This is a genomic window from Streptomyces sp. AB3(2024), from assembly GCF_041862025.1.
Classification (GTDB): Bacteria; Actinomycetota; Actinomycetes; order Streptomycetales; family Streptomycetaceae; genus Streptomyces.
This window is the reverse complement of the sequence record NZ_JBGWAB010000024.1, coordinates 59,293-82,642: the sequence shown is the minus strand read 5'-3', so window position 1 is coordinate 82,642 and position 23,350 is coordinate 59,293. Positions and strand designations below refer to the sequence as shown.

At 72.4% G+C, this 23,350-nt stretch carries 25 protein-coding genes and 1 tRNA gene; 14 read left to right on the top strand and 12 right to left on the bottom strand.

The window, feature by feature from the left end; all coding sequences use genetic code 11:
• Both ACEPPI_RS13415 and ACEPPI_RS13410 read left to right on the top strand, forming a co-directional pair.
• Window positions 1-480, top strand: a 480-nt coding sequence (locus ACEPPI_RS13415) for a hypothetical protein (protein ID WP_373915458.1), incomplete at its 5' end; no start/stop codon positions are given.
• 47 nt (window positions 481-527) lie between these two features.
• Window positions 528-2,225 (top strand): nitrite/sulfite reductase, encoded by a 1,698-nt coding sequence (locus ACEPPI_RS13410; protein WP_373915457.1) that lies wholly within the window; start codon window positions 528-530, stop codon window positions 2,223-2,225.
• A 108-nt stretch (window positions 2,226-2,333) separates the two neighbouring features.
• Here ACEPPI_RS13410 and ACEPPI_RS13405 read toward each other — a convergent pair whose 3' ends face one another.
• Window positions 2,334-3,623, bottom strand: coding sequence for an aspartate aminotransferase family protein (locus ACEPPI_RS13405; RefSeq protein WP_373915456.1), 1,290 nt, complete (start codon window positions 3,621-3,623; stop codon window positions 2,334-2,336).
• Between the two features lie 287 nt (window positions 3,624-3,910).
• On the opposite strand from ACEPPI_RS13405, the gene ACEPPI_RS13400 reads away from it, so the two are divergent.
• Window positions 3,911-4,267: a nuclear transport factor 2 family protein gene (locus ACEPPI_RS13400; protein ID WP_030237782.1), complete on the top strand. Its 357-nt coding sequence runs from the start codon at window positions 3,911-3,913 to the stop codon at window positions 4,265-4,267.
• A gap of 90 nt (window positions 4,268-4,357) precedes the next feature.
• On the opposite strand, the gene ACEPPI_RS13395 is transcribed toward ACEPPI_RS13400, so the two are convergent.
• On the bottom strand, window positions 4,358-4,738 hold the full coding sequence (locus ACEPPI_RS13395) for a hypothetical protein (protein WP_373915455.1): 381 nt from the start codon (window positions 4,736-4,738) through the stop codon (window positions 4,358-4,360).
• Between the two features lie 158 nt (window positions 4,739-4,896).
• On the opposite strand from ACEPPI_RS13395, the gene ACEPPI_RS13390 reads away from it, so the two are divergent.
• From ACEPPI_RS13390 to ACEPPI_RS13380, 3 genes are all read left to right on the top strand, one after another.
• Window positions 4,897-4,981 (top strand) — tRNA-Tyr (locus ACEPPI_RS13390).
• A gap of 310 nt (window positions 4,982-5,291) precedes the next feature.
• Window positions 5,292-6,386 (top strand): iron-containing redox enzyme family protein, encoded by a 1,095-nt coding sequence (locus ACEPPI_RS13385; protein ID WP_373915454.1) that lies wholly within the window; start codon window positions 5,292-5,294, stop codon window positions 6,384-6,386.
• Between the two features lie 3 nt (window positions 6,387-6,389).
• Window positions 6,390-7,088 (top strand): hypothetical protein, encoded by a 699-nt coding sequence (locus ACEPPI_RS13380; RefSeq protein ID WP_373915453.1) that lies wholly within the window; start codon window positions 6,390-6,392, stop codon window positions 7,086-7,088.
• Between the two features lie 39 nt (window positions 7,089-7,127).
• Here ACEPPI_RS13380 and ACEPPI_RS13375 read toward each other — a convergent pair whose 3' ends face one another.
• Genes ACEPPI_RS13375 through ACEPPI_RS13360 form a run of 4 tightly spaced genes read right to left on the bottom strand, consistent with a single transcriptional unit; the run spans window position 7,128 to window position 10,175 of the window.
• Entirely contained in the window at window positions 7,128-7,706 is a 579-nt protein-coding gene (locus ACEPPI_RS13375; RefSeq protein ID WP_373915452.1) for an HD family hydrolase, read from the bottom strand.
• A gap of 14 nt (window positions 7,707-7,720) precedes the next feature.
• The gene (locus tag ACEPPI_RS13370; RefSeq protein WP_373915451.1) at window positions 7,721-8,245 is read right to left on the bottom strand and encodes a flavoprotein; all 525 of its coding nucleotides are present in this window, start codon (window positions 8,243-8,245) and stop codon (window positions 7,721-7,723) included.
• 49 nt (window positions 8,246-8,294) lie between these two features.
• Window positions 8,295-8,861, bottom strand: coding sequence for a GNAT family N-acetyltransferase (locus tag ACEPPI_RS13365; RefSeq protein WP_373915450.1), 567 nt, complete (start codon window positions 8,859-8,861; stop codon window positions 8,295-8,297).
• 21 nt (window positions 8,862-8,882) lie between these two features.
• Window positions 8,883-10,175, bottom strand: a complete 1,293-nt coding sequence (locus tag ACEPPI_RS13360; protein ID WP_373915449.1) for a hypothetical protein — start codon at window positions 10,173-10,175, stop codon at window positions 8,883-8,885.
• Between the two features lie 200 nt (window positions 10,176-10,375).
• Here ACEPPI_RS13360 and ACEPPI_RS13355 point away from each other — a divergent pair, with 200 nt between their 5' ends.
• Window positions 10,376-10,702: a DUF6415 family natural product biosynthesis protein gene (locus ACEPPI_RS13355; protein ID WP_373915448.1), complete on the top strand. Its 327-nt coding sequence runs from the start codon at window positions 10,376-10,378 to the stop codon at window positions 10,700-10,702.
• Window positions 10,703-10,857: 155 nt separating this feature from the next.
• Here the strand turns inward: ACEPPI_RS13355 and ACEPPI_RS13350 are convergent, their stop codons facing one another.
• Window positions 10,858-11,574, bottom strand: coding sequence for a TetR/AcrR family transcriptional regulator C-terminal domain-containing protein (locus ACEPPI_RS13350; RefSeq protein ID WP_373915447.1), 717 nt, complete (start codon window positions 11,572-11,574; stop codon window positions 10,858-10,860).
• A 71-nt stretch (window positions 11,575-11,645) separates the two neighbouring features.
• Here ACEPPI_RS13350 and ACEPPI_RS13345 point away from each other — a divergent pair, with 71 nt between their 5' ends.
• Window positions 11,646-13,355, top strand: a complete 1,710-nt coding sequence (locus ACEPPI_RS13345; RefSeq protein ID WP_373915446.1) for a CocE/NonD family hydrolase — start codon at window positions 11,646-11,648, stop codon at window positions 13,353-13,355.
• A 25-nt stretch (window positions 13,356-13,380) separates the two neighbouring features.
• On the opposite strand, the gene ACEPPI_RS13340 is transcribed toward ACEPPI_RS13345, so the two are convergent.
• Window positions 13,381-13,536 (bottom strand): hypothetical protein, encoded by a 156-nt coding sequence (locus ACEPPI_RS13340; protein WP_373915445.1) that lies wholly within the window; start codon window positions 13,534-13,536, stop codon window positions 13,381-13,383.
• A gap of 14 nt (window positions 13,537-13,550) precedes the next feature.
• Complete coding sequence (locus tag ACEPPI_RS13335) at window positions 13,551-14,564, bottom strand: bifunctional lysylphosphatidylglycerol flippase/synthetase MprF (protein WP_373915444.1); 1,014 nt, start codon at window positions 14,562-14,564, stop codon at window positions 13,551-13,553.
• A gap of 271 nt (window positions 14,565-14,835) precedes the next feature.
• Between ACEPPI_RS13335 and ACEPPI_RS13330 the strand changes: the two genes are divergently transcribed.
• Genes ACEPPI_RS13330 through serS form a run of 6 tightly spaced genes read left to right on the top strand, consistent with a single transcriptional unit; the run spans window position 14,836 to window position 20,892 of the window.
• Complete coding sequence (locus ACEPPI_RS13330) at window positions 14,836-15,978, top strand: acyl-CoA dehydrogenase family protein (RefSeq protein ID WP_373915443.1); 1,143 nt, start codon at window positions 14,836-14,838, stop codon at window positions 15,976-15,978.
• Window positions 15,979-16,026: 48 nt separating this feature from the next.
• Window positions 16,027-16,563, top strand: coding sequence for a hypothetical protein (locus ACEPPI_RS13325; protein ID WP_373915442.1), 537 nt, complete (start codon window positions 16,027-16,029; stop codon window positions 16,561-16,563).
• Window positions 16,560-17,153 carry a flavin reductase family protein gene (locus tag ACEPPI_RS13320; RefSeq protein ID WP_373915441.1) on the top strand — a complete coding sequence of 198 codons (594 nt, stop codon included), beginning with the start codon at window positions 16,560-16,562 and terminating at the stop codon, window positions 17,151-17,153. The genes ACEPPI_RS13325 and ACEPPI_RS13320 overlap by 4 nt, the downstream gene beginning before the upstream one ends.
• Window positions 17,150-18,133, top strand: a complete 984-nt coding sequence (locus ACEPPI_RS13315; RefSeq protein ID WP_373915440.1) for a VlmB-like protein — start codon at window positions 17,150-17,152, stop codon at window positions 18,131-18,133. Before ACEPPI_RS13320 ends, ACEPPI_RS13315 begins: the two co-directional genes overlap by 4 nt.
• A gap of 4 nt (window positions 18,134-18,137) precedes the next feature.
• On the top strand, window positions 18,138-19,601 hold the full coding sequence (locus ACEPPI_RS13310; protein WP_373915439.1) for an APC family permease: 1,464 nt from the start codon (window positions 18,138-18,140) through the stop codon (window positions 19,599-19,601).
• A 13-nt stretch (window positions 19,602-19,614) separates the two neighbouring features.
• Complete coding sequence (serS, locus tag ACEPPI_RS13305) at window positions 19,615-20,892, top strand: serine--tRNA ligase (RefSeq protein ID WP_373915438.1); 1,278 nt, start codon at window positions 19,615-19,617, stop codon at window positions 20,890-20,892.
• Here the strand turns inward: serS and ACEPPI_RS13300 are convergent.
• From ACEPPI_RS13300 to ACEPPI_RS13290, 3 genes are all read right to left on the bottom strand, one after another.
• A complete protein-coding gene (locus ACEPPI_RS13300; protein WP_373915437.1) occupies window positions 20,879-21,610 on the bottom strand; it encodes a 4'-phosphopantetheinyl transferase superfamily protein in 732 nt (243 codons plus the stop codon). The genes serS and ACEPPI_RS13300 overlap by 14 nt on opposite strands.
• 66 nt (window positions 21,611-21,676) lie before the next feature.
• The gene (locus tag ACEPPI_RS13295) at window positions 21,677-22,747 is read right to left on the bottom strand and encodes a C45 family autoproteolytic acyltransferase/hydolase (protein ID WP_373915436.1); all 1,071 of its coding nucleotides are present in this window, start codon (window positions 22,745-22,747) and stop codon (window positions 21,677-21,679) included.
• Window positions 22,744-23,349 (bottom strand): GNAT family N-acetyltransferase, encoded by a 606-nt coding sequence (locus ACEPPI_RS13290; protein WP_285527057.1) that lies wholly within the window; start codon window positions 23,347-23,349, stop codon window positions 22,744-22,746. Before ACEPPI_RS13290 ends, ACEPPI_RS13295 begins: the two co-directional genes overlap by 4 nt.
• Window position 23,350 lies beyond the last annotated feature (1 nt).

Genomic DNA, 23,350 nt, shown 5'->3' with positions numbered 1-23,350 from the left:
GCCGAGGTGCGCGCCGCGGCCGCCCCCGCGGGCGTCTACGTAGGACGGCCGGCCTCGACGCGGCAGCCGCTGGTCGTCACCGCCGGCTGGGCGGGCGCGGAAGGCGCCGTACGCGACGTGGAGGCGGGCCGGACCACCGCCGAGGGCACCTACCTGGCGCCCTGGCTGTTCACCGCCCCGCTGCTCTCCCCCGGCGCGGGCCAGCTGATCCCCCTGCGGTACGCGCCGAACGGCCCGGCCGCCGTGGAGTACCTGACGGCGCTCGGCGCCCGCCTGCCGGGCGAGCCGCCCACCGCCTCCGGGTACGAGGCCTGGCGCCTGGCGCGCGGCACGTCGGGCCCGGCGCCCGCCCGGCTGTACGCCACCGCCGTGCTCTACGTGCCCGGCAGCGGCGGCTCCGGCGGCCACCACCACGAGGGGGCGACGAGCTGGCTGCCCAGCGGAATGATCGTCCCGGTGGCGAACCTCGGCACGGCCTGACCCCTCCCCGCCTGACCCCTCCCCCTTCCCCGTAGGAGCACGGACTCATGACGGAAACAGTCGCGCCGCCGGTCCGCACCGCGCGGACCGCCCGGCCCGCCGCCAAACGCCCCGAGGGCCAGTGGGCGCTGGGCGAACGGGAACCGCTCAACGCCAACGAGGAGTTCAAGCAGGCCGAGGACCCGCTGCTGGTGCGCGAACGCATCGAGCGGGTCTACTCCCGCGAGGGCTTCGCCTCCATCGACCCCGACGACCTGCGCGGCCGGATGCGCTGGTGGGGGCTGTACACGCAGCGCAAGCCCGGCATCGACGGCGGCAGGACCGGCTCGCTGGCCCCGGAGGAGCTGGAGGACGAGCACTTCATGATGCGGGTGCGCAGCGACGGCGGCACCCTCGACGCCGCCCAGCTGCGGGCGATCGCCGACGTCTCCGTGCGCTTCGCCCGCAACACCGCGGACGTCACCGACCGGCAGAACATCCAGCTGCACTGGGTGCGGATCGAGGACGTGCCCGCGATCTGGCGGCGGCTGGAGGAGGTCGGCCTGTCGACGACGGAGGCCTGCGGGGACTGCCCGCGCGTCATCGTCGGCAGTCCGGTGGCCGGGGTGGGCGCCGACGAGGTCCTCGACGCGACCCCGGCCGTACGGGAGATCGCCGCCCGGTACATCGGCGACCCGTCGCTGTCGAACCTGCCGCGCAAGTACAAGTCGGCGGTGTCCTGGCTGCCGGACGTCCCGTACGAGATCAACGACCTGGCCTTCCTGGGCGCGGTCCACCCGGAGCACGGGCCGGGCTTCGGCATGTGGGTGGGCGGCGGTCTGTCGACGGTGCCGATCCTGGCGCGGCACGTGGGCGTGTGGGTGCCCCTCGACGAGGTCCCGGACGTGTGGGTGGCGGTGGCGCGGCTGTTCCGCGACTACGGCTACCGGCGGCTGCGCGGACGGGCCCGGCTGAAGTTCCTGATCGCCGACTGGGGCGTGGAGAAGTTCCGCCGGGTCCTGGAGGAGGAGTACCTGGGCCGGCCGCTGCTGGACGGGCCGGCCCCCTCGCTCCCGCCGGCCCCGATCGACCACATCGGCGTACACCCGCAGAACGACGGCCTGTCGTACGTGGGCGCGGCGCCGGTCGCCGGCCGCCTCTCGGGGACGCGGCTGGCCGCGCTGGCCGACCTGGCCAAGGCCCACGGCAGCGGCCGGGTCCGGCTGACCCCGTACCAGAAACTGCTGGTCCTGGACGTGGCCGACCCGGAGCCCCTGGTCGCGGAGCTGGCGGAGATCGGCCTCCAGGCCCGCCCCTCGCCGTGGCGCCGGAACACGATGGCCTGCACCGGGATCGAGTACTGCAAGCTGGCGATCGTGGAGACCAAGGAGCGGGCGGCGACCCTGGTCGCGGAACTGGAGAAGCGCCTGGCGGGAGAGGACGTGGGCCTGACCGTCAACCTCAACGGCTGCCCCAACTCCTGCGCCCGTACGCAGGTCGCGGACATCGGTCTCAAGGGCCAGCTGGTCGCCGACGAGGACGGCCGGCAGGTGGAGGGCTTCCAGGTCCACCTGGGCGGCAGCCTGACCCTGGCGGCGGACCAGGAGGGCGGCTTCGGCAAGAAGCTCCGCGGCCTGAAGACGACGGCCGCCGACCTCCCGGACTACGTGGAACGCCTGACCCGCGCGTACCTGGCGGGGCGCACGGACGCCGCGGAGTCCTTCACGTCCTGGGTCACCCGCTGCGACGAATCCGCCCTGACGTAACGCCGCCGCCCGGCCGCGGGACCGCTGCGCGGGGCTGGTCCCGGGCAAAGGGACCGGGCCGGGCCCGCGGTGGCGGGGCCCGGCCCGGGTGGGGGGTGACCAGGGGGGTCAGGAGGAGGCGGTGGCGAGTTCCTCGGCGAGGGCTTCGCGGATGACGGCCGCGCTGCGGTCCACGTCCTCCTCCGTCGTACGCCAGTTGACGACGGAGATCCGCATCGCGGCCCGGCCCTCCCACACCGTGCCGCCGAACCAGCAGACGCCGCTCTCCTGGATCCGCGCGATCACGTTCCGGGTGACCTGGTCGTCGTCGCCGAAGCGGACCAGCAGCTGGTTCAGGACGACGTCGTTGAGGAGTTCCACCCCCTCGACGCCGGCCAGGTGCCCCTCGAAGCGCCGTACGTGCGCGCAGCAGCGTTCGACGAGGTCCGCGACCCCCGAGCGGCCCAGGGAGCGCAGCGCGGCCCAGACCGGCAGGCTGCGGGCGCGCCGGGAGAAGTCGGGCACCCACTCGATGGCGTCGCGTTCGCCGTCGGTGCCGGGCGGGAGGTACCCGGCCCGTTCGTTGAGCATGGCGGCCCGGTGCGCCTCGGGGTGGGCGATGACCACGATCCCGCAGTCGTAGGGGACGTTGAGCCACTTGTGGGCGTCCAGCGCCCAGGAGTCGGCCCGCTCCACGCCCTCGACGAGGGGGCGCAGGCGCGGGCTGGCGGCGGCCCACAGGCCGAAGGCGCCGTCGACGTGTACCCAGGCCCCGTAGCGGTGCGCGATGTCGCAGACCTCGCCGACCGGGTCGATGGCACCGGAGTTGACGTCGCCGATCTGCGCGCAGACGATGACCGGCCCGTCCAGGGCGGCCAGGGTGCGCTCCAGTTCGGCGGGGATCATGCGGCCCTTGTCGTCGACCGGCACGTTGCGGATGCGGGCGGTGCCGAAGCCGAGGTAGCGGGCGGCCAGGTCGATGGTCATGTGGTGCTGGGCGCCGGCGACGATGGCCACGTCGGGCGCGCCTCCCAGGCCTTCGCGCTCCACGTCCCAGCCGGCCTCGGCGAGGAGTTTGTGGCGGGCGGCGGCGAGCGAGGTCAGGTGGGCCATGGTGCAGCCGGTGGGGAAGCCGACGGAGGCGTGCGCGGGCAGGCCCAGGAGTTCCAGGACCCACTGCGCGGCGACGTCCTCGGCCACGGCGATGGCCGGTGAGAGGTTGTAGAGGCTGGCGGTCTGGTCGTAGGCGGCGACGAGCCAGTCGGTGGCGATGGCCACGGGCAGGGTGCCGCCGGTGACGTAGCCGAAGTAGCGGGGGCCGTTGGCGGTGGGGATGCCGCCCTCGGCGACGGCCCGGCCGATGAGTTCGATGGGGTCGGTCGCCGCACCCGGCCCGGCGGGCAGCGGGCCACCGAACATTTTCAGCAATTGTTCGGAACCGGCAGTGGCACCGACCGGCCGATCGGCGAGACCCGCCAGATATTCGGTGGCCTGCTGATAGGCCAATGCGAGAGGCGCACTGTCTGCTGTGGTCATAGTACTAACCTAGGGCGCGGGCACTGACGTACGACTGACGAATATGGCCGGAACAACCGGTTACCCGGACTCCGTGGACTTCACGGGCCGTTGGACTGTATTACTTTCTCCTGTGGCCCGGTCCGACCGGCGGGCCGCCCGTGCCGAGCCATGAGACATGAGGAGTCCCGATGTCCGACGAGCAGACACGCAAGGTTATCGACCAGTTCAACCAGGCATTCCAGCAGCACGACCCCAGCCTGCTGAAAGACCTCCTCGCCGAGAACTGCCGGCTGGAGAACTCCGGCCCGGCTCCCGACGGCTCCAAGCACGTCGGGTACGACGAATGTCTGCAGTTCTGGAGCGCCATCGCGGGCAACGAGGGAATGACCTTCGAGGTGGAGGAGGTCTGGACGGCCGGCGAGCGCGCGGTGTGCCGCTGGACGCTGCGCTGGGGCGGCGGTCCGCAGGACTTCGTGCGGGGTGTGAACGTGACCCGCCTCGAAGGCGGACTGATCGTCGAGAGCTTCGGTTACGTCAAGGGCTGACCCATGTGAAAAGGGAAAGGGAGGGGGCCAGGGCCGAATCCCGCCCGGGCCCCCTCCCATACGCGCTTCCGCGCCCATTTCCCGCCGGTGTCAGCCCAGGTGGGAGACGATCATCACCCAGTCCTCCAGCGCCTTGGTGGCGTGGCCCTTGCCGTGCGTGTCCTCGACCAGCTGGGTGTTGCCGGGTACGAAGGTGCGCCAGGTGCCGTCGCTGACACCGCACTCCATCCTGCCGCTGACCAGGGTCATGATCTGGCGGCGCGGGGCCGGGTGGAAGTCGCCGAACCACCCGGCCGGGATGTAGAGGTAGACGGCCTGCTTGGCCGGCACGCCCTCGGAGACGAACAGCGAGGGCGCGGGCGGGGCGAAATTCACCGCCGTCACCTCCAGCGTCTCGTCGATGAAATGCGATTCCCCGCTCTCGTCGGCGTACAGACGCGATACGGCAATCTTGGCGGTCTCGGCGCTCACGGGAACTCCCCTGGTACCAGATTAGAAGTGGCTCGATCACCTTCGACTATCCCAGTCTCCACTGATCGCCCCCTGACCGGTGCCCGTATTCCCTTCTCAGATATCCATCAGCACGGTGTCAGCCGTCCCGTGCCAAGCTGATGTCACAGAAAGGCCGAGGAGAGGTTCCCAAAGCGGCCCAATGGGGTCCGGAATATCGCCGGACGGGCTCTGCCCACGCAGGTTCGAATCCTGCCCTCTCCGCAAGGTGCTCATCCCAGGCACGCGCATCCCGATCCGGTACCAGGGGTGCGCGTGTCTTTGGCATGAGGGGCCCGCACCCACCCGCAGCGGTGCGCGGGGCCCGCGAGCGCCTCCCCTTCGTCCCCGGACCCGCGACGCGCGACGCGCGGAGCGGGCGCGGCCGGCCGGCATCCCGCCCGCCGGCATCCCGCCCGCCCCGGGCCCTTGCGCCCGTGGGTCCCGTCGACGGATCCGCACCCACTTCCCCATCTCCGGCGCGACCCGAACAGGCGTCGTTTTCCGAGCGACCCCGAGAGACATGGAGACGCAGTTGCCCAGCACCGACAACCACACCGTGCCCACGATCCGCAGGACCGACGCCGCCGCGCTCGTGGAGGAGGTCTCCTCCTGGCTGACCGTGGACGCCGACGAGATCGACGCCAAGTTCCTGGGCGAGCGCCCGCGCGTCGTCGAGGCGGTCGGCGAGATGAACTCCGCCGCCGTCACCGGCCCCGACCGGGCCGACGCCCACTACCACCAGCAGCTCCTGCTGTCGCGCATCTACCAGACGGTGATGCAGATACCGGACCAGCCGACGGCCGAGGGCTCGGTGCTGCTGCACGAGGTCACCCGGTTGCTGGAGAACGCCACCCTGGCCGCCGAGGACGCCCATCTGGAGCCCGGCCTCCTGGAGTCGGCGCCCACCGAGCCCAAGCAGTTCCTGTCCTGGCTCAAGCAGCTGGTGCGCAAGCACCGCGCCTTCAAGCACCCCTACTACACCGACTTCATCAACCGCGAGGCGCGGGAGGAGGACCTGCGCACGTACGTCATCCAGGAGTCGCTGATCGACGGCCGCTTCGACGACTTCCTCGCGATGATGCAGATCGGCACGGCCGGGGCCAGCAAGATGGAGATCGCCGGGAACTACTGGGACGAGATGGGCAACGGCGATCCCGAGGCCGTGCACACCCACCTCTTCAACAAGATCTACGAGGTGTTCGACGTCCGCACCGAGGACCTCGAAGCCGCCATGACCACCACCGACCTGCACTCCGGCAACCTCGCGGTGCTGCTGTGCCGGTACCGCCATCTCTACCCGGAGGCGGTCGGCTTCCTCGGCATGACCGAGTGGCTGGCCCCGGACCGGTTCCGCAACGTCGTCCGGGCCTGGGAGCGCCTGGGCCTGCCCGAGGTCGGCATCACCTACCACCGGCTGCACATCACCATCGACTCGCAGCACGCGGCGGGCTGGTTCCACAACGTGGTCATCCCGAGCGCCGACACCGCGTACATGCGCCGCGGCATCGCCCGGGGCGCCCTGTGGCGGGCCAACTCCTCCGCCCGGCACCTCGACGAGCGCCTGGACCTGGCGCGGCCCGCCACGGAACGGGCCGCCGCCGAGCGCACGCCCGTCGCCGCGGGCTGAGCCGTGCCGACGGGTGCGCACGGGCTGCGCGAGCACGGCTTCGCGCCGGTCGTCCTGCCGCCGGTCCCGGCGGCGGTCACCGCGGGCTTCCGCGACCACCCGTACCGCACGCTGCGGCTGCGGATGTCCTGGACGGCGGACGACGACTGGCTCTTCCAGTACGTCCCGCCGTCCGGGGCGCCCGGCCCCGGCGGCGGTCCGGTACGCGACCTCGCGGACCGGCGCCTGGCGGCGGGGCTCGGCTCCCTCCTGCGGCGCACGCTCAGCGGTCCGTGGCTCGACGTCCACGCCGACTGGCTGATCGCTCTGCACCGCATCCGGACCGTCGCCCCGGCGGGCACGACGGTCCGGGTGGAGACGCCCGAACCGCCGTCTCCGGAATGCGAGTTCACCCTCCTCGCGCTCCTGGGCCGGGAGGGGGAGGGCAGCCTGCGCTCCCGCCTCTACGGCCCGGGCGGGGCCTCGGCACCGCTGCTGGAGGCCGCGCCACGGCCCGGGCAGGGCCTTCTACTCGACCGGCGCACGGTCACCGACGACCTCCACGAACTGCTGGCCGGGCCCGACGGCCCGGTGACCCAGGACCTCCTGACCGCCCACCTCTCCCCGGCCGCCGGCCCGGTGGCCTCGGCCCTGCGCATCCGCCCGATGCTGGTCCGCGGCCCCGCCGGCACCCTGATCCACACCCGCCCGGCCCTGCGCTGACCGACACCCGACCCCCTCCCTCCACCCGGCGGGAGGGGGTCACCCCTTCTCACCCAGCGCGTTCCGCAACCAGTCCAACGGGCCCTGCCCCAGCAGTTCGTCGGCGAGCCGCCGCCCGGTCTCCGTCGTCAGCCGCCCCCGGCTGTTGTCGACCCACCGCTGCGCGGCGGCGTAGCCCTGCGCCCGGTACTCGATGCCCTGGAGCATGCACTCCAGCTTGTCGGCATCCCGCGCGCAGACCGCCTCCGGCGAATCCCCGGCCTCGTACTCGGCGACCAGCTCCCGGATCGCCGAGGCCAGCACGTCGGGCATGCCGGCGGTCTGATCGGCCGTCACGGCCCGCGGGTCGCCCGCCGGCGCGTACCGCTTCCCGAGGTGGTTGACGTCCCCGGTCCGGCTCTCCTGCGTGTCGTGCCACACGGCGAGGAACGCGGCCCGCGCGGGGTCGGCGCCCTCCAGTTTCGCGATGACCGAGGCGATCAGCGAGGTCCGCCACGAGTGCTCGGCGACGCTCTCGGGCTGCTTGACACCGGCCATCCACCAGCCCGTACGAGCCGTGTTCTTCAGCGTCCCCGCCTCGTAGAGGAACCGTGCCACCGCGGACAGGTCGTCAGCCACGTCTGTTCTCCTTCTCACGCCTCGATCGCGTCGAGCGCCAGGCCCCACGGGTACGGCCGTTTCTCCCCGGGCGCATTCGGCTCGAAGCCGTCCGGTCCGTACAGCACCCGGACTCCGGCCGTACGGAGGGTCTCCAGCGACAGCGGCAGCTGGGGGTGCTGAGCGTACGCCGAGTTCACGCACGGCATCATCGTCATCGGGATGCCCTTGCCGATCCCCTCGGCGACGAACCCCACGAGCCACGTGTCGGTGATACCGAGGGCCCACCGGTTGATGGTGTTCGTCGTCGCCGGGGCCACGAGCACCGCGTCCGCCGGCGGCCACACGTCCGGTTGGCCGGGCCGCTTGTAGCGCGAGCGCACCGGATGCCCCGTCAGGGCCGCCAGCCCGGGCAGGCTGTCCTCAAGCCAGTCGGCGGCCGCGGGGGTGAGGCCCAGGCAGACGTCCCACCCACGGCGCTGGGCCTCCTCGACCACACCTGCGACCTCAAAAACCGGCGGGGCCGCCGAACACAGCAGGTACAGGGTCCTCGTCGTCATGACGCCCGAGCCTATGCAATCGCCCCTGGTACGGGTGGAGTCGGGAGCGTCAGGAGGGCGGCAGGAGCATGGCGTCGTAGAGCGGGGATTCAGGGGCGTGCTTGATCCGGCCGATGACCTGGTAACCCCAGCGCGGATACGCGGATCGGGCCGGCTCGTTGTCGATGATGCAGGTCAGCGTGGTCCACGGCTCGGCTCGACCGGCCACCATCTCATCGTGCAGGGCCCGGCCGATGCCCCGGCCGGTGAACTTCGGCAGGACCATCAGCTCACGCAGCCAGAACACCTTCCCGGCCTCGGCCGCGTCGAGGACGTCTCGGGGAAGCCGATCGGTGAGGGCGGCCCACCAGGGTCGTTCCGGCGTGAGGGTGACGCCGTGGACGTATCCGACGAGAGCGCCGTCGTCGAGATGGCCGGTGACGACCTCGAAGCCCGGCATGTCGAAGGCGGCCGTGAGCCGCTCACCGTACGTCTCCACCGAGAAGAAGGAGTCACCGGTGTACGGGGGGACGTCGTACACCTCGGCATACACGGCGAGCAGTTCACCGGCGATGGCACGGGCCGCCTCGGGAGCGTACCGGGTGAAGGTGAGCTGTGGCGCGGTGCGATGGGTCATACGGTTCCTTCCGTGCTCGCGCTAGGCGATCTGCGCGGCGATCAGGTCAGCTGTCTCCCGGGCCGACGGGCTCGGATTGCCGTGGAGCCGGTCCTTGACCAAGGTGAGTTGGCGCCGGTTGCGTGTGGAGGACTGTCCCGCCTGGATGAGACGCAGCGACTCCCTCGCCGCTTCGGCGGTACGGTCGAGTTCATTGGCCTGGACAGCCGCATCGGCCAGCCGGGCGAGGCACATCCCCCGGTTGCGGGAGTGCTCGATGTCCTGGAGGGCAGCGGACCGGTCGAGGAGCCGGACCGCACGCTTGTACTGGCCGAGATCGGAGCGGCACATGCCCTCCAGGCAGACCAGTTCGGCCTCGTTGAGGAAGCGGGTCCACTCGGGATCGCAGACACTCACGCCCTGGTCGAAAGCCTGCCAGGCCCGCTTGATCGCATGCGAGGCGTTCATCTCGTCGCCCAGCCGTGCGTAGCCCTGGCCCAGTCTGATCGCAAGGAGCGCACCCACCCGAGCGGGCGCGTCCCACCGGGCCGCGTGACGCTCGGCGGTGCGGACGAAGCGGATGGCCTCGCGTGGCTTGCCGAGGTCGACGCACTGGCGGGCCATGTTCGACAGGGTGCGGGTCGCCAACGGGTCGTCGCCCGAGATCATCGCAGTGTTCAGGGCCTCGGAGAAGTACACCCTGGCTTCGGTCTGCTGCTCGGCGTCGTAACAGAACCACCCCAGTGACGTGGTGAGCTGCCCGGCGATCGTGTGGAGGTCCTTGCCGACGTCATCGGTGTAGACGCCGTGGTCTATCACGTGGTGGACCCAGGACAGGTGCATCTTGGCCGTGCGCCAGAGCCGGTCCCCGCCGAAGCGCTGGTCGATGGCGTCGAGGTCCGTGGCGGTCTCGGCCAGAAGCTCGATTTCGTCCCGGCCGATGCGGAGTTCGGTGGCGGCACGGGCGGATGAGGGGCTGAGCCAAGGCAGGCCGATCACGGCCGCGCCGGCCCCCAGGGCTGTTCGGCGATCCACAGGGGGGATCATCTCCCGGGGTCCCGGCAGGCTGTCAAACACCCCTCCCCGGCTCCCGAGGAAGCCCAGGGCCTCCGGGCCCCGGCCGAACGCGGCCCGCAGCGCGGTGGCCTGGTCCGGGCGCGGCCACGGGGGACTCTTCGACTCCCACGCACGGTAGGTTCGCACGCTGATCGCGTACCCGGCCCGGCCGAGGACCGCGGCCCCGGCCTTCGAGATCTCCTCCGCAGCCTTCTCCTGGGAGAACCATCCCTTCGCGGTTCTGGCCGCGAACAGCATCTCGTTGGCGGGGGTCCGCATGACATCGCTCCTGTCGTAGGGCCGTGACACAACGTAGGCGAGCCGGGCCGTCCCGTGCGCGTCGTACCGTCTTTTCCTTCCGATCGAGGCCGACGGTGCCGCCGAACTGCCGTTGGACTTCCGCTCTGCCACCTCGCAGGTCAGCTCCTCCGGGAAGAGGCTGGAGCAACCAACCGCTGACGACCTCAGGGAGCACCACCATGGACCCCGGCGAGACACAGACGATCGAGGGCCTCATCGCCCGCGCGATCGTGCCCTACTCGGACCGGCCGGACGCCGAGGCCGTCGCCCGTCTCATCGACGATCTGATCACCCACGGGCAGGCGCTCCACGCCCAGGTGACCGCGATCCCCGGCGCCCAGCGGACGGAGCGCGCCGGGGCGGCCCTGGCAGAGTGGTCGTACTTCGTCGACGCCGGGCCGACGGGACGCGGCGACCACGCCAACTGGAACCACGCCCGGGCCCTCGCCCGCATTCTGCGGAACCTCCACTCCACGCGCGCCGAACAGTCGAGCAGGGCTCGGTGACCGAGCGGCTGCGTCAGGTCCTCTACGTGCTCATCCTGCTCGGCGCGCTCGCCGTCATCGTTGTCGGCACCCGCTGACCCGCACCTTCCCGCACAGAACAGAGGCGCCGTCTTGATCGTGAGCTTCTTCGCGACACGCGGTGCGGCGGAGCGGGATCATTCGGTGTCGAGGCCGTCGATCAGGCGGTTGAGGAAGCGGGTGAACGTGGCTTCGGGGGTGAGGGGGCGGGCGGGGGCGGCCAGGACTTCCGCGAGTTCGGGGTGGCGGCCGTCCGCGGCGACAGCGGCGAGGTAGCGGGCTTCGGCCGCGACCCGGTCGGGGGACTGCAGGGCTGCGGCCCCCGCGATCTCATGGGTGACGTGCCCGGCCACGAACGCGGTGAGTTGGGCGAAGACCTCCAGCTTCGCCGCCCCGTCCAGCCCGCTGGGCCGCAGGGCGGCGAGCGCGCGTTCCAGGAAGGCCAGGGTGTTGGGGCCGGGGGTGCGGCGGCCGGCCAGAGCGGCGGGCAGCCAGGGGTGTCGCAGCATGTGGGCGCGCTGGAGGTGGGCGATGGCCTTCAACTCCGCGCGCCAGTCGCCGGTGGGCGTGTGCGCGGTCGGCAGTTCGCCGGTGACGTGGTCGACCATCAGTTCCAGCAGCGTCTCCTTGTCGGGGGCGTAGCTGTACAGCGACATGGCGCCGGCTCCGACCTCCGCGGCGACCCTCCGGATGGTGACCGCTTCGAGTCCCTCCGCGTCCGCCAGGGCGACGGCTGCCGCCGTGATCGCCTCCCGGCTGTAGGCGGGCTTGCGGCCCCTGCGGGGCCGGGTGGATCCCAGCCAGAGCTGCTCGGGGTCGACGACCGGGGCGCCGGCCTCTCCTGTACGGGGCATGTTCCGCGTTCCCTCCATGATCCAAACATGAGCTATTCTCGTACATCGTACGGATAAAGAGGAGGGGAACCATGGCAACACGCACGCACGGTCCTGCGACGAGGCCGACCTGGACACCGCCTTCCGGCAAGCCGCCGCTGACCTCACGGATCATGAGGGCGACCTGGCGCGGCCTCCCGGCCAAGCGGCACGATGTCGGCTGGGAGCCGGGGCTGGCGGTGCCGGCCGCCGACGGCAGCCCGCTGATCACGGACCACTACTTCCCGCGCGCCGAGGGCGACTTCCCCACCCTCCTGGTGCGCTCGCCGTACGGCAGGGGCCTGCCGTGGTCCCCCATGTACGGCGTGCTCTTCGCCGAACAGGGCTTCCACGTGGTGCTGCAGAGCTGCCGCGGCACCGGCGGTTCCGGCGGCGCGTTCGACCTGTGGCGCAACGAGGCCGCCGACGGCCGGGCCACGGTGTCCTGGCTGCGCGAGCAGCCCTGGTTCGACGGAACGCTGGGCACCGTGGGACCCAGCTACCTGGGCTACGTGCAGTGGGCCCTCGCCTCGGACCCGCCGCCGGAGCTGAAGGCGATGGTGGTGCAGGTGGGCCTGCACGACCCGCACGCCCTGTTCCACGCGAACGGCGCCCTCAACCTGGAGACCACCCTCGCCGTCGGCGCGGGCATGACCTACCAGCACCAGGGCATGGCACCGTTCGTGAAGGCGACCCTGCGCCTGCAGCGACGTCTGGGCGAAGCCACCACCGCGCAGCCGCTGCGCGGGGCGCACGCCTCGGCCCTCGGGGGCGAAGTGCCCTGGCTGGACGAGGTGATGACGCACCCGGACGCCGAGGACGCGTACTGGGACGGCGCCTCCATGGGTGAGGTGGCGGAGCGGCACGCCGTGCCCACGAGCCTGATCACCGGATGGCACGACGCGCTGGCCGACCAGACGTTCGAGCAGTACGACCGGCTGCGTCGGGCCGGGTGCGAGACCTCCCTGCTCGTCGGCCCCTGGACCCACACCTCCGCGCTGCAGCAGGGGTGGCCCGAGGTGTTCGCCGAGAGCCTCACCTGGCTGCGGGCGCACCTGTGCGGCGATCGCTCCGGCCTGCGTCCCACGAGGGTGCGCGTGCACGTCGGCGGCGAGGACGACTGGCGGGACATGGAGGACTGGCCGCCGGCAGCGGTCGCCGGCCCGTGGTTCGCCACCGCGCAGAAGGACCTCACCCGGCAGGCTCCCGCGGGATCCGCACCACTGGTGTCGTTCCGGTACGACCCGAGCGACCCCACACCCTCCCTCGGCGGCCCGCTGCTGTCCCGTTCTGCCGGTTCCCGCGACAACCGCACCCTGGAGGCCCGGGACGACGTACTGACGTTCACCAGCCCCCCGCTGACCGAGCCCCTGGACGTCCTCGGCCCGGTCTCCGCGCGGTTGGGCGTCTCCACGGACACCGGTCACGCCGACGTCTTCACCCGCCTGTGCGACGTGGACGCACAGGGCCGCTCCGTCAACATCTGCGACGGGCTGGGCCGACTGAGGACGGACGGGCAGGAGCCGTCGCAGGTCACCGTGCCGATGAGCCACACGGCCCACCGCTTCGCCGTCGGTCACCGCATACGCTGGCAGATCAGCGGCGGCGCCCATCCGCGCTACGCCCGCAATCCCGGCACCGGGGAGTCGCCGATGGACGCCACCACCTTCGCACCGGTGCGCATCACGCTCCACGAGGGCTCGGCGCTGATGCTCGCGACACCCGCCGACGGTTCCGGGTCCGGCCCGACCGAGAACGGCTGACGGGCCGGACCCGACGGGCGGCCGCTCAGACCACCCCCGCCTCGCGCAGCAGTTCGTCCAGGCGGGTGAGGTCCTCGTCGCAGAGGCGGGCTGCGTCCAGGTCGTCGGGGGCGGCGGCGCAGGTCTGGAAGCGGTCCACGACCAGCAGGCCCTGGGTTTCGATCTCCTCGGGGGTCGGCATCTCGGGGTTCCTCCTCAGACCGCGTTGCAGGCGCGGAAGACGTGGACCAGCGCGGGCAGGCTGGCCCGGTGCTGGAAGGCGATGTACTCCGGCAGGACGGCGGAGGGCGCCCACTTCTGCTTGTACTCCAGCTGCGTGCGCGCCGGGTAGATGTGCGCGCCGTGCTCCCAGAGGTGCTCCATGAACCAGTGGAACCCGAGGCTGTGGCCCGGGAACTGCGGGGCCGTCAGGGAGGTGAAGGGCGTGAAGCCGAAGTGCAGCCAGCGGGTGCCCTCGGCGGTGAACACGTCGATCGCCGCCTTGTTGAGGGCCTCCATCACCCCGGGCGGGGAGTCGGGCTGCCGGCGGCTCAGGTCGTGCATCCAGCCCGGCTGGGGTCCGTACACCGGGGCGTAGGAGACGTAGCCGATCAGTTCGCCGTCGCGGACGGCGGCGAAGAGGCGGCGCAGGTGCTGGTAGCGGCCGCCGGTCTGGCCGACGAGGAACTCCAGCGGTTTGACGCCCTCGCCCTTGGTGGAGAGCCAGGCGGTGTCGAGGGCCGCGATCTGGTCGGCGTAGTCCTCGTAGGGGACTTCCCTGATCTCCAGGCCGCTGCGCAGCGCCCGCGAGATCTTGTTGCGCAGCTGCATGAACTTCGTGCCGGCCAGGGTGAAGGTCTCCAGGTCGACGGCGTACGAGGCGCCCATCTGGTTCACGGTGAAGCCCTGGTCGACGTAGACGTCGGCGTCCGCGCCCTGGAGCTGTACGGAGACGATCTCGCGGCCCTGCTCGGCGGCGAAGGCGACGAAGCCCGCGAGCAGGCGGGCGCGGGGGCCGTCCGGTCCGGCGGGTTCGAAGGGGGCGAAGGGGCCGCCGAACTGCACCAGGTAGCGGCCCACCGGACGGTAGACGATCACCCCGGGCACGTCCGGCGACCGGAAGTAGCTGTTCCCGTCACTGAAGGCGAAATACGCGCTGGGATTTCCCGCGTCCGCGTACCGCCGGATGGCGTCGAGCGCGACATCCGTCTCCAGAATTGCTGCGGTCATTTCAGATCCATTCTCCCGCCGACACTTCCCCACGGCACTGCCCCACTTATGGCACGGGCGGCACCGCAGCACAAGCCCACCTCACCCCCACGGTCAGTCGCACGTCAGCGGAGGGTCAGGAGAAAACGCAGGTCAGATGAGTGTCAGGCCTCAGTCAGACACTCAGTGAAACGATGATTTCCGAATATTGGCTTTCGGATCGAAGGGATCACAGGAATACCTTTCCCCGGTCCGCAAGAGAATTCCCAGAGAGCCCGAGGTGAGCACGGCAATGCGTTCCCTGACGACAGCGCGCGGGATCTGCGAGAAATTCCACGCAGGTCTTCTCGACGCACTCGAAGACCTGCCGCTCAGCACCCGGGAGGGCGAGGACAGCCCGGTCCTGGAGCTGTACCGGAAGCACGGCGGCCCCGGGCTGCTGGTGCCGGCCGCGTATGGCGGCGCGGCGGCCGGCCCGCTGGAGGCGGTCCGGGTGCAGCGGGCGCTCGCCGCCGCCTCGCCCTCCCTGGGCGTGGCCACGGTGATGCACCACTTCACCGTCGCGATGCTGTTCCGGCTGGCGGAGGCCACCGGCCGGCTCACCGCGGCCCAGCTGAAGCTGATGTCGGCGGTGGCCTCGGACGGGCTGCTGCTGGCCTCCGGCTGGGCGGAGGGGCGTACCGACCAGAACATCCTGGCCCCGTCGGTGGTCGCCGAGCGGCTCCCCGGGGGCGGCTACCGCGTCAACGGCTCCAAGAAGCCGTGCAGCCTGTCCGGTTCGATGGACGTGCTGACGGCCAGCGTCCAGGTGACGCACGACGACGGACGCTCCGGGCTGGCCCTGATGCTGATCCCGGCCTCCTCCCCCGGCATCGAGACCCGGCCGTTCTGGGCCACCCCGGTGCTCGCCGCCTCGCAGAGCCACGAGGTGCGGCTGACCGACGTGGTGGTGCCCGAGGACCTCGTCATCCACAGCACCCCCGAGGACGCCGAGAGGCTCGACGACCTCCAGACCGCCGGGTTCACCTGGTTCGAGCTGCTGGCCACCTCCTCCTACGTGGGCGCCGCTTCCGCGCTGGTCGCCCAGGTACTGAAGGGAGAGCGGGGCACGGCCGCGGAGCGCGCGCAGCTGGCCGTACGGCTGGACGCGGCGGTCTCCCTGGTGGAGGGCGCGGCCCGCTCCCTGGAGGACGGCACCGAGGGCGACGAGGCGGTGGCCGCGGTGCTCACCGCGCGCTACGCGACGCAGGACCTGCTCGCCCAGACCGTCGACCAGGCCGTGGAGATGCTCGGCGGGATGGCCTACATCCGCTCCGGCGACGTGGCCTACCTCGCCTCCGCCGTCCGCGCCCTGGCCTTCCACCCGCCGTCGCGCGCGAGCGTCGCCGCGGAACTGGCCGAGTACTTCGCCGGCGGCCCTCTGCGGCTGTCCTGACCCCGCGCCACCGGTACGCACCGCCGCCCCGTCGGAAGGACAACCCTGATGGACATCAAGAACCCGGTCGAGTCACCGGTCACCTTCAACCTGCACCGCGCCGAGTACCTGGTCGCCTTCGCCGTGACGATCGGGTTCATCCTGTGGCACTTCACGGACATCAACTGGTTCGCGGCGATCGGCCTGTTCCTCTACATCGACCTCCTCGGCTACATCCCGGGCGCCATCGCCTACCGGCGCAGCGCCGACGGCCGGATCCCCAAGGCCTACTACGTCCTCTACAACACGATGCACAGCCTGCTCAGCGTGGCCGCCGTGGGCCTGCTGTGGATGTGGCTGATCGGCCCCGAATGGGCGCTGCTGGCCCTGCCGTTCCACGTCTTCGGCGACCGGGGCGTCTTCGGCAACTTCCTCAAGCCCTTCGGCCTGCCCTTCGAGCCCGAGACCACCCCGCTGGTCGACCAGGTGACGGCCATGCTCAAGCGGCGCGGCGCCACCGACGGCCCGGTCCCCCTGCCCTACGAGGAGCACCCGGCGACCCGTGCCGCCACCGGCACCGCCCCGGCCGTCGGGGTGACCCGGTGAGCCGCTACCCCGCCTGGCTCACCGACCGGTCCGCCACCGCCCCCGCCGAGGGGTACGAGGACCCCGAGGCGGCCCGCCTCGCGCTGCGCCGGCTCGCCTCCGGCGTGACCGTGCTGACGGTCAGCCGCGACGGCGTCCGGCACGGGACCACCGCCAGCGCCGTGGTCACCCTCTCCCGGGACCCGCTGGTGCTGGGCGCCTGCCTGCGGCCCACCTCCACCTTCGCCTCCATGGTCCGCCGGGCGGGCCGGTTCTCGGTGAACGTGCTCGGCTCGGCGCAGGACGACGTGGCCCGCCGCTTCGCCAACCCCGGACGCCCCCTCGGCGACGCCCAGTTCGAGGGCTTCGACTGGACCACCGACCCGCTCACCGGCGCCCCGCTGCTGGGCGGCAGCCTCGCCCACATGGCCTGCCGGGTCCTGGGCTGGCACCAGGTCGGCGACCACGACATGCTCCTCGCCGAGGTCACGGGCGGCAGCCACACCGTCGACTCCCCGATGCTCAGCTTCGCCGGCCGGATGCACAGCGCGTGCGTCACCCCGGCCGCCTCCGTGTCCGTACCCGCGTCCCCCAGTGAGGTTGTGTCATGACCAGCGTTCCGCAGATCCCCGTCGAGGCCGACTGGGACCGCGCGCCCAACCTGCTCGACGGGGCCCAGGAGATGACCCTGACCGCCGAGGAGTGCGACCTGGGGTACTGGCTGTCGGCCGTCGCCCAGGGGACCCTGCGCGGGCGGGCCGAGGCCGGCCACGACGCCGTCACCCCGCAGCACATCCGCGAGGACGGGCCGCTGCGCCAGGCCCTGGTCCTGGAGCTGGGCAACCGCTCGCTGGCGGAGACCCGCGCGGTCGAGGTGCTCTCGCACTACGTGATCGGCGCGCCCGGGGTCGTCGAGCAGGAGTTCTTCACCACCCAGGTGATCGACGAGGCCCGGCACGCGATGATCTTCCGCAAGCACCTCACCGACCTGGGCGTGCCCCAGGCCGGGCTGCTGGACTTCATCAAGGAGCAGGGCGCCGACTACACGAAGCGGGTACTGAACCCGATCGCCGAGTTCGCCACCTCCGTGGTGCGCGACGAGGGCGACTTCATCGGCGCCGTCGCGGTGTTCACCATCGTCATCGAGGGCGTCCTGGCCCCCGCCGCCGAGCTGAGCGAACGTAAGTGGACCCTGCTGGACCCGGCCGCCGCCGAGATCGCGCGCGGGGCGTCCATCGACGAGATCCGCCACCTCACGGTCGGCAGCTCCATCGTCCGCGAACACCTGGCCCGCAACCCCTCCTACCGGCCGCGGCTGATCGAGCTGATCCGGCGCGGACGGCGGCTGTGGGACGAGCTGCCGTCGGAGGAGTTCGTGCTGGAGCGCGAGGAGCTCTTCCAGCAGGGCATGTTCGCGCACGCCGAGCTCCTGGACGGATACGAGGTGTTCCCCGGCTGCAGGCTGCTGGAGACCACCCCGAAGCAGCGCTACGACCTCGCCGAGCAGTGGACCGACGACATGGCCGAGGTACGGCTGCCGTACATGGGCATCCCCGAGGCCGTCGACATCATCCGCAACCACCCGAGGTGATCCGGTGACCTCGACGATCCCCGCGAGAGGCACCCGCGAGGCCGCCCCGCCCGCGCTGCGCCGGACCCTGACCACCCCCCGGATCGTGTTCCTCGTGGTCGCCGCGGCGGCCCCGATGTCCGGGGTGGTGGGCTCGGTGCCCCTCGCCTACGCCATCGGCAACGGGGCGGGGGTGCCCGCCACCTTCGCCCTGGCCGGGCTGATCCTGCTGTGCTTCTCCGTCGGCTACGCGGCGATGAGCCGGCACGTGGTCGGCGCGGGCGGCTTCTACACGTACATCGGTCAGGGTCTGGGCCGGCCGCTCGCCGTCGCCGGCGGGCTGACGGCCGTCGTCGCCTACACGGCGGCGGTCGCGGGCGTCGCCGGGGCCTTCGGGTACTTCGCCGAACTGGTCTCCACCGCCCACCACCTGCCGGTCCCCTGGCCGGTGTGGACGGGCGCGGCCCTCGCGCTGACGGCGGTCATGGGCTACCGGCGGATCGACCTGAGCGCGCGGCTGCTGGCGGTGCTGATGGTCGCCGAGGTGGCCGTACTGGGGCTGCTCGCCCTGGCCATCGGGGTGCGGCACGGGGCGGACACCCTGCCCGCGGCCTCCTTCCGGCCGGACACCGTGTTCTCCCCGGGCCTCGGGGTGGCGCTGATGTTCGCCCTGATCTCCTACGTGGGCTTCGAGGCGGCGGCGCTCTACGGCGAGGAGAGCCGCGACCCGAAGCGCAGCGTGCCCGTGGCCACCTACACCTCCGTCGTGCTCATCACCGTCTTCTTCGCGGTGATCAGCTGGGCGGCGGTCGGGGCGGTCGGCGCCGACCGGGTCGCCGACCGGGCCGGGAGGGAACTGGGCGACCTGTTCTTCCACCTCTGCGACGACTACCTCGGCACCTTCGCCACGAGCGTGATGCAGGTGCTGCTCTGCACCAGCCTGTTCGGGGCCCTGCTCGGGCTGCACACCGCCGCGAACCGGTACCTGTTCGTCCTGGGCCGCGAGCGGGTCCTGCCGGCCTCCCTGGCCCGGATCCACCCGCGGCACGCCTCCCCGTACCGGGCGAGCGCGGTGCTGTCGGTGGCCACGGCGCTCGTCTGCGCCCTGTTCGCGCTCGCGGGGGCGCACCCGTACACGAACCTGGCCACCACCATGCTGGCGCTCGGCACGGTCGGGATCGTCGGCCTCCAGGCCGCCGTCGCCGTGGCCGTACTGGTCTTCTTCCGCCGGCACCCCGACGCCCACTGGTGGCGCACCCGGCTGGCCCCGGCCCTGGCCCTCGTCGGCCTGGTGGGCGCGCTGGTGCTGCTGCTGGACAACTTCCCCCTGGTCACCGGCACCACCTCCGCCTGGGTCAACCGGATCCCCTGGCTGATGGTCGGGGCCGCGCTCGGCGGACTCGGCTACGCCGGATGGCTGCGGGCCCGAGCACCGCAGCGCTACCGCGCCCTGGCCACCGCCGCGCACGACACCGCCGACATCCCCTAACCGAGGAGCCGTCATGCACGACCCGCACCGCCTGCTCCAGGACGAGGCCCACACCGCCCTGGCCCGACGCGGACACCACCTGGACCGGGCCGCCCTGAGCGACCTGACGCAGCGGCGCGCCCGGCTCATCGCCGAACGGGACAAGCTGCGGGCCGAGCAGAACCGCTCCGCGCGCAGCGGCGTCCGCCCCGACGAGGCCGCCCGGGCCCGGATCCAGGAGGCCAAGGAACGCCTGCGGTCGGTGTCGGAGGAGCTCCGCGAGGCGGAGGAGGAGCTCGGCGCGCTGCTGCTGGCCGTGCCGAACCTGCCGCACGCGGACGTCCCCGACGGGACCGAGCAGGACCCGCCGGTGGTGCGCCGGGTCTGGGGCGAGGTGCCGGGCTTCGAGTTCACCCCGCGCGACCACGTGGACATCGGCACCCGCCTCGGGATCCTGGACCAGGTGCGGGCGGCGCGGCTGTCGGGCTCGCGGTTCGCGGTGACCCGGGGCGCGGGGGCCCGGCTGGAGCGGGCGCTGGCGGCGTTCCTGCTGGACCTGCACACCACCGAGCACGGGTACACCGAGCACGGGGTGCCGCACCTGGTGACCCGGGAGACGATGACCGGCACCGGGCAGCTCCCGAAGTTCGAGGACGACCTGTTCCTGACGACCGCCGCCGACCGGGACCTGCTGCTGATCCCGACGGCGGAGGTGCCGCTGGTCAACCTGTACCGCGGGGAGACCCTCCAGGAGGGCGCACTGCCGCTGGCGCTGACCGCGTGCACGCCCTGCTACCGGGCGGAGGCCGGCTCGTACGGGCGCGACACCCGGGGGCTGGTGCGGCTGCACCAGTTCGAGAAGGTCGAGCTGGTGCGGATCTGCCGGCCCGAGCGGGCCGCCGAGGAGCTGGAGCTGCTGACCGGGCACGCGGAGACGGCCCTGCGGCGGCTGGGGCTGGCCCACCGGGTGGTGGAACTGCGGGCCGGGGACCTCGGGTTCGCAGCCCGGCGCACCTACGACATCGAGGTGTGGCTGCCGGGCCAGGGCACCTACCGGGAGATCTCCTCCTGCTCCGACTGCGGGGACTTCCAGGGCCGCCGGGCCGGCATCAAGGTCCAGGGCCGCGACGGCCGCAAGGAGTTCGCCGCGACCCTCAACGGTTCGGCGCTGCCGGTCGGCCGTACCCTCGTCGCGGTCCTGGAGCAGTACCAGCGCGCGGACGGCTCGGTGACCGTGCCGCCCGCGCTGGTCCCGTACACGGGTTTCTCGGCGATCGCCCCGGACGGCACCCCGGTGGTCAGCCCGTCGTGAGCCCGGCCCGCGCCAGGGCCCGCGCCCGTTCCCGTACGGGGTCACGGGCGCGGTCCGGCCAGGGCAGGACCGTGACCGGCGGGAGCTCCCGCGAGACGAAGGCCGTCATGGCCCACGGGGAGTCCTGCAGGGTGGGCTGGAGCGCGGTGTGCCCGTGCCAGGGCAGGGCGCCGTGGCCGGTGATCCCGCGCAGGGTGACGGCCCCGTCCGGGCCGAAGCCCAGGTCGACCTCCCGCGCCCCGTCGGTCAGGCCCCGGCCGGTGGCCTTCACGGCGGCCTCCAGCAGGGTCCAGGCGTGGAAGAAGGTCTCGGGGTCCACCCCCGCCGGAACCCCCGGATAGACGAAGGTGAGCACGTCGAGGCTGGTGGTGGACGGGCGGACCAGCTCCACGTCCACCCCGATCGGCCCGGTCTCGGTGGCGCCGAGCAGCAGCAGCCCGTCGGAACGGGACCAGCTGACGTGGGTGCCGGGCTGGTCGGGCAGGTAGGGCTTGCCGGCCGGGTCGTAGTGGATGCGCAGGTCCCGCGCGGCCAGACCCAGGCGGTCGGCGAGCAGGCGGCGGACGGTGAGCCGGGCGCGGAAGAAGCGGTGGGCGGCCCGCGCGTGGACGAACTCGGCGCCGCGCCGCAGTTCCTCCTCGGTGAGGCCCTCGGGATAGTGCGCGCTGATGTCGGTGGGGACGACCTGGTCGAGGTCGACCAGCCATGCGTCCATCATGCTCCTTTCTCGGACACAGGCCTTTCGTGGACGCGTCCCTTCCCGGGACACGGCCCCGGTGGGCGCCTACAGGCCGAACACCCGCGTGCGCGAGCGCGCGGGGTCGCCCGGCCGGACGTGCAGCAGCCCCGCGGCCGGGAACATGACGGCCGCGGCGACCGTGCGTTCGGCGCGGATGTCACCGCGGTCCGGGACGCGCACGGGCGGGCGGGACAGCAGCGCGAAGTGGTCCTCGGCGGACGCGTCGGCGGGCAGGGCGGCCAGGCCCTCGTGGGCGGCGCGCAGCCGGCGCAGCGAGGAGTTGCGGGCGAAGACGTTCAGTTCGTCGGCCGGGGCGAAGTCCGGGTGGAGGAAGTGGTTGGTGTGGGCCAGGTCCCCGGGGGCGGCCTCGGTGACGCGCAGGTCGCCGTCGAGGTGCTCGACGTACAGGGCCCGTTCGGGGTCGCAGAGCATCAGGGAGCGGGAGCTGGCCAGGGGCAGGTCGGCGAGGATCTTCAGGGCCTGCTCGGTGTCCCCCGCGGTGTCCAGGAGGTGGCGGATGGCCAGGTACGGGGGTACGCCCGGTCGCCAGGTGCCGCCGAGGACCAGGTTCAGGCCGACGGCGAGGCCGTCGCTGTTGAGGCCGAGGTAGCCGAGGAGCCCGGCGAAGCTGAGGACCAGGGAGCGCCGGCCGGTGCCGGCGCGGGCGGTCTCCAGGACGCTGATGTGGGTGTCGAGGTCCCCGCTGAGGTCGACGGTCTGGGCGAGGACCGGCGGGCCGGCGGGGCCGGTGCGGGCGTAGGTGGTGCAGTCCCCGCCGGAGCGGACCTTGGAGTAGCCCATGGCCTCGCGGCGGATCTGGAGCAGCCAGGCCTCGTCGGCGCTGATCCGGGCCCCGTCGGCGAGGCCGGCCACCTCCTCGGCGAGGTCGGGCAGGGCCGCCGCTACGACGGCCCGGTGGGCGGCGATGAGGGGCCGCAGGCCGGCCATGGTCGGGGGGCGGTCGGTGAGGTGGGCCAGGCGGGCGAGCCCGTCGTCGAGGAAGGCCCGCAGTGGCGCGGCGAGGGCCTCGCCGTGGGCGCGGCCCATCTCGTACGGGGTGCCCGCCGCCCGTATGTGGGTGATGCCGGGGCGGGCGGTGCCGTCGGTCCCGCTCATGCCGGTACGGCCTTCTTCGGTCCGCGCGCGAGGAGCGCCCGGACGGCGGGCCATTCGGCGCGCAGCACGCTGTAGAAGACGGCGTCGCGGCGGCGGCCTCCGGGCATGTAGTTGAAGCTGCGCAGGACGCCTTCCTCGGTGGCGCCGATGTTGGCGAGGCCGCGGCGGGCCTGGACGTTGAGGACGTCGGTCTTGAACTCGGCGCGTTCGGCGCCGAGCACCTCGAAGGCGTGCTCCAGGAGCAGGGCCTTGGCCCAGTGGTTGACGCCCCGGCCGCGGAAGTCGCGGCCGAGCCAGGACCAGCCGACCTCCAGGCGGCGGTCGGCCTCGGCCAGGTTGCCGAAGCTCATGCTGCCCGCGATCCGGCCGCTGTCCTTGTCGGTGATGGTGTAGACGAAGCGGCGGCCGGCGGCGTGGTCGGCGAGGTTGGTGTCGAAGAAGGCCTCGAAGTCGGCGTCGGTGTCGACGGCGGCGACGAAGTAGCGCCAGATGTCGGGGTCCATGGCGACGGCCCGGACGCCCTCGCGGTCGGCCTCGGTGATCGGGGTGAGACGGACCCGGTCGTTCTCCAGGACGGCGGCGGCGTACTCGCTCCAGCTCATG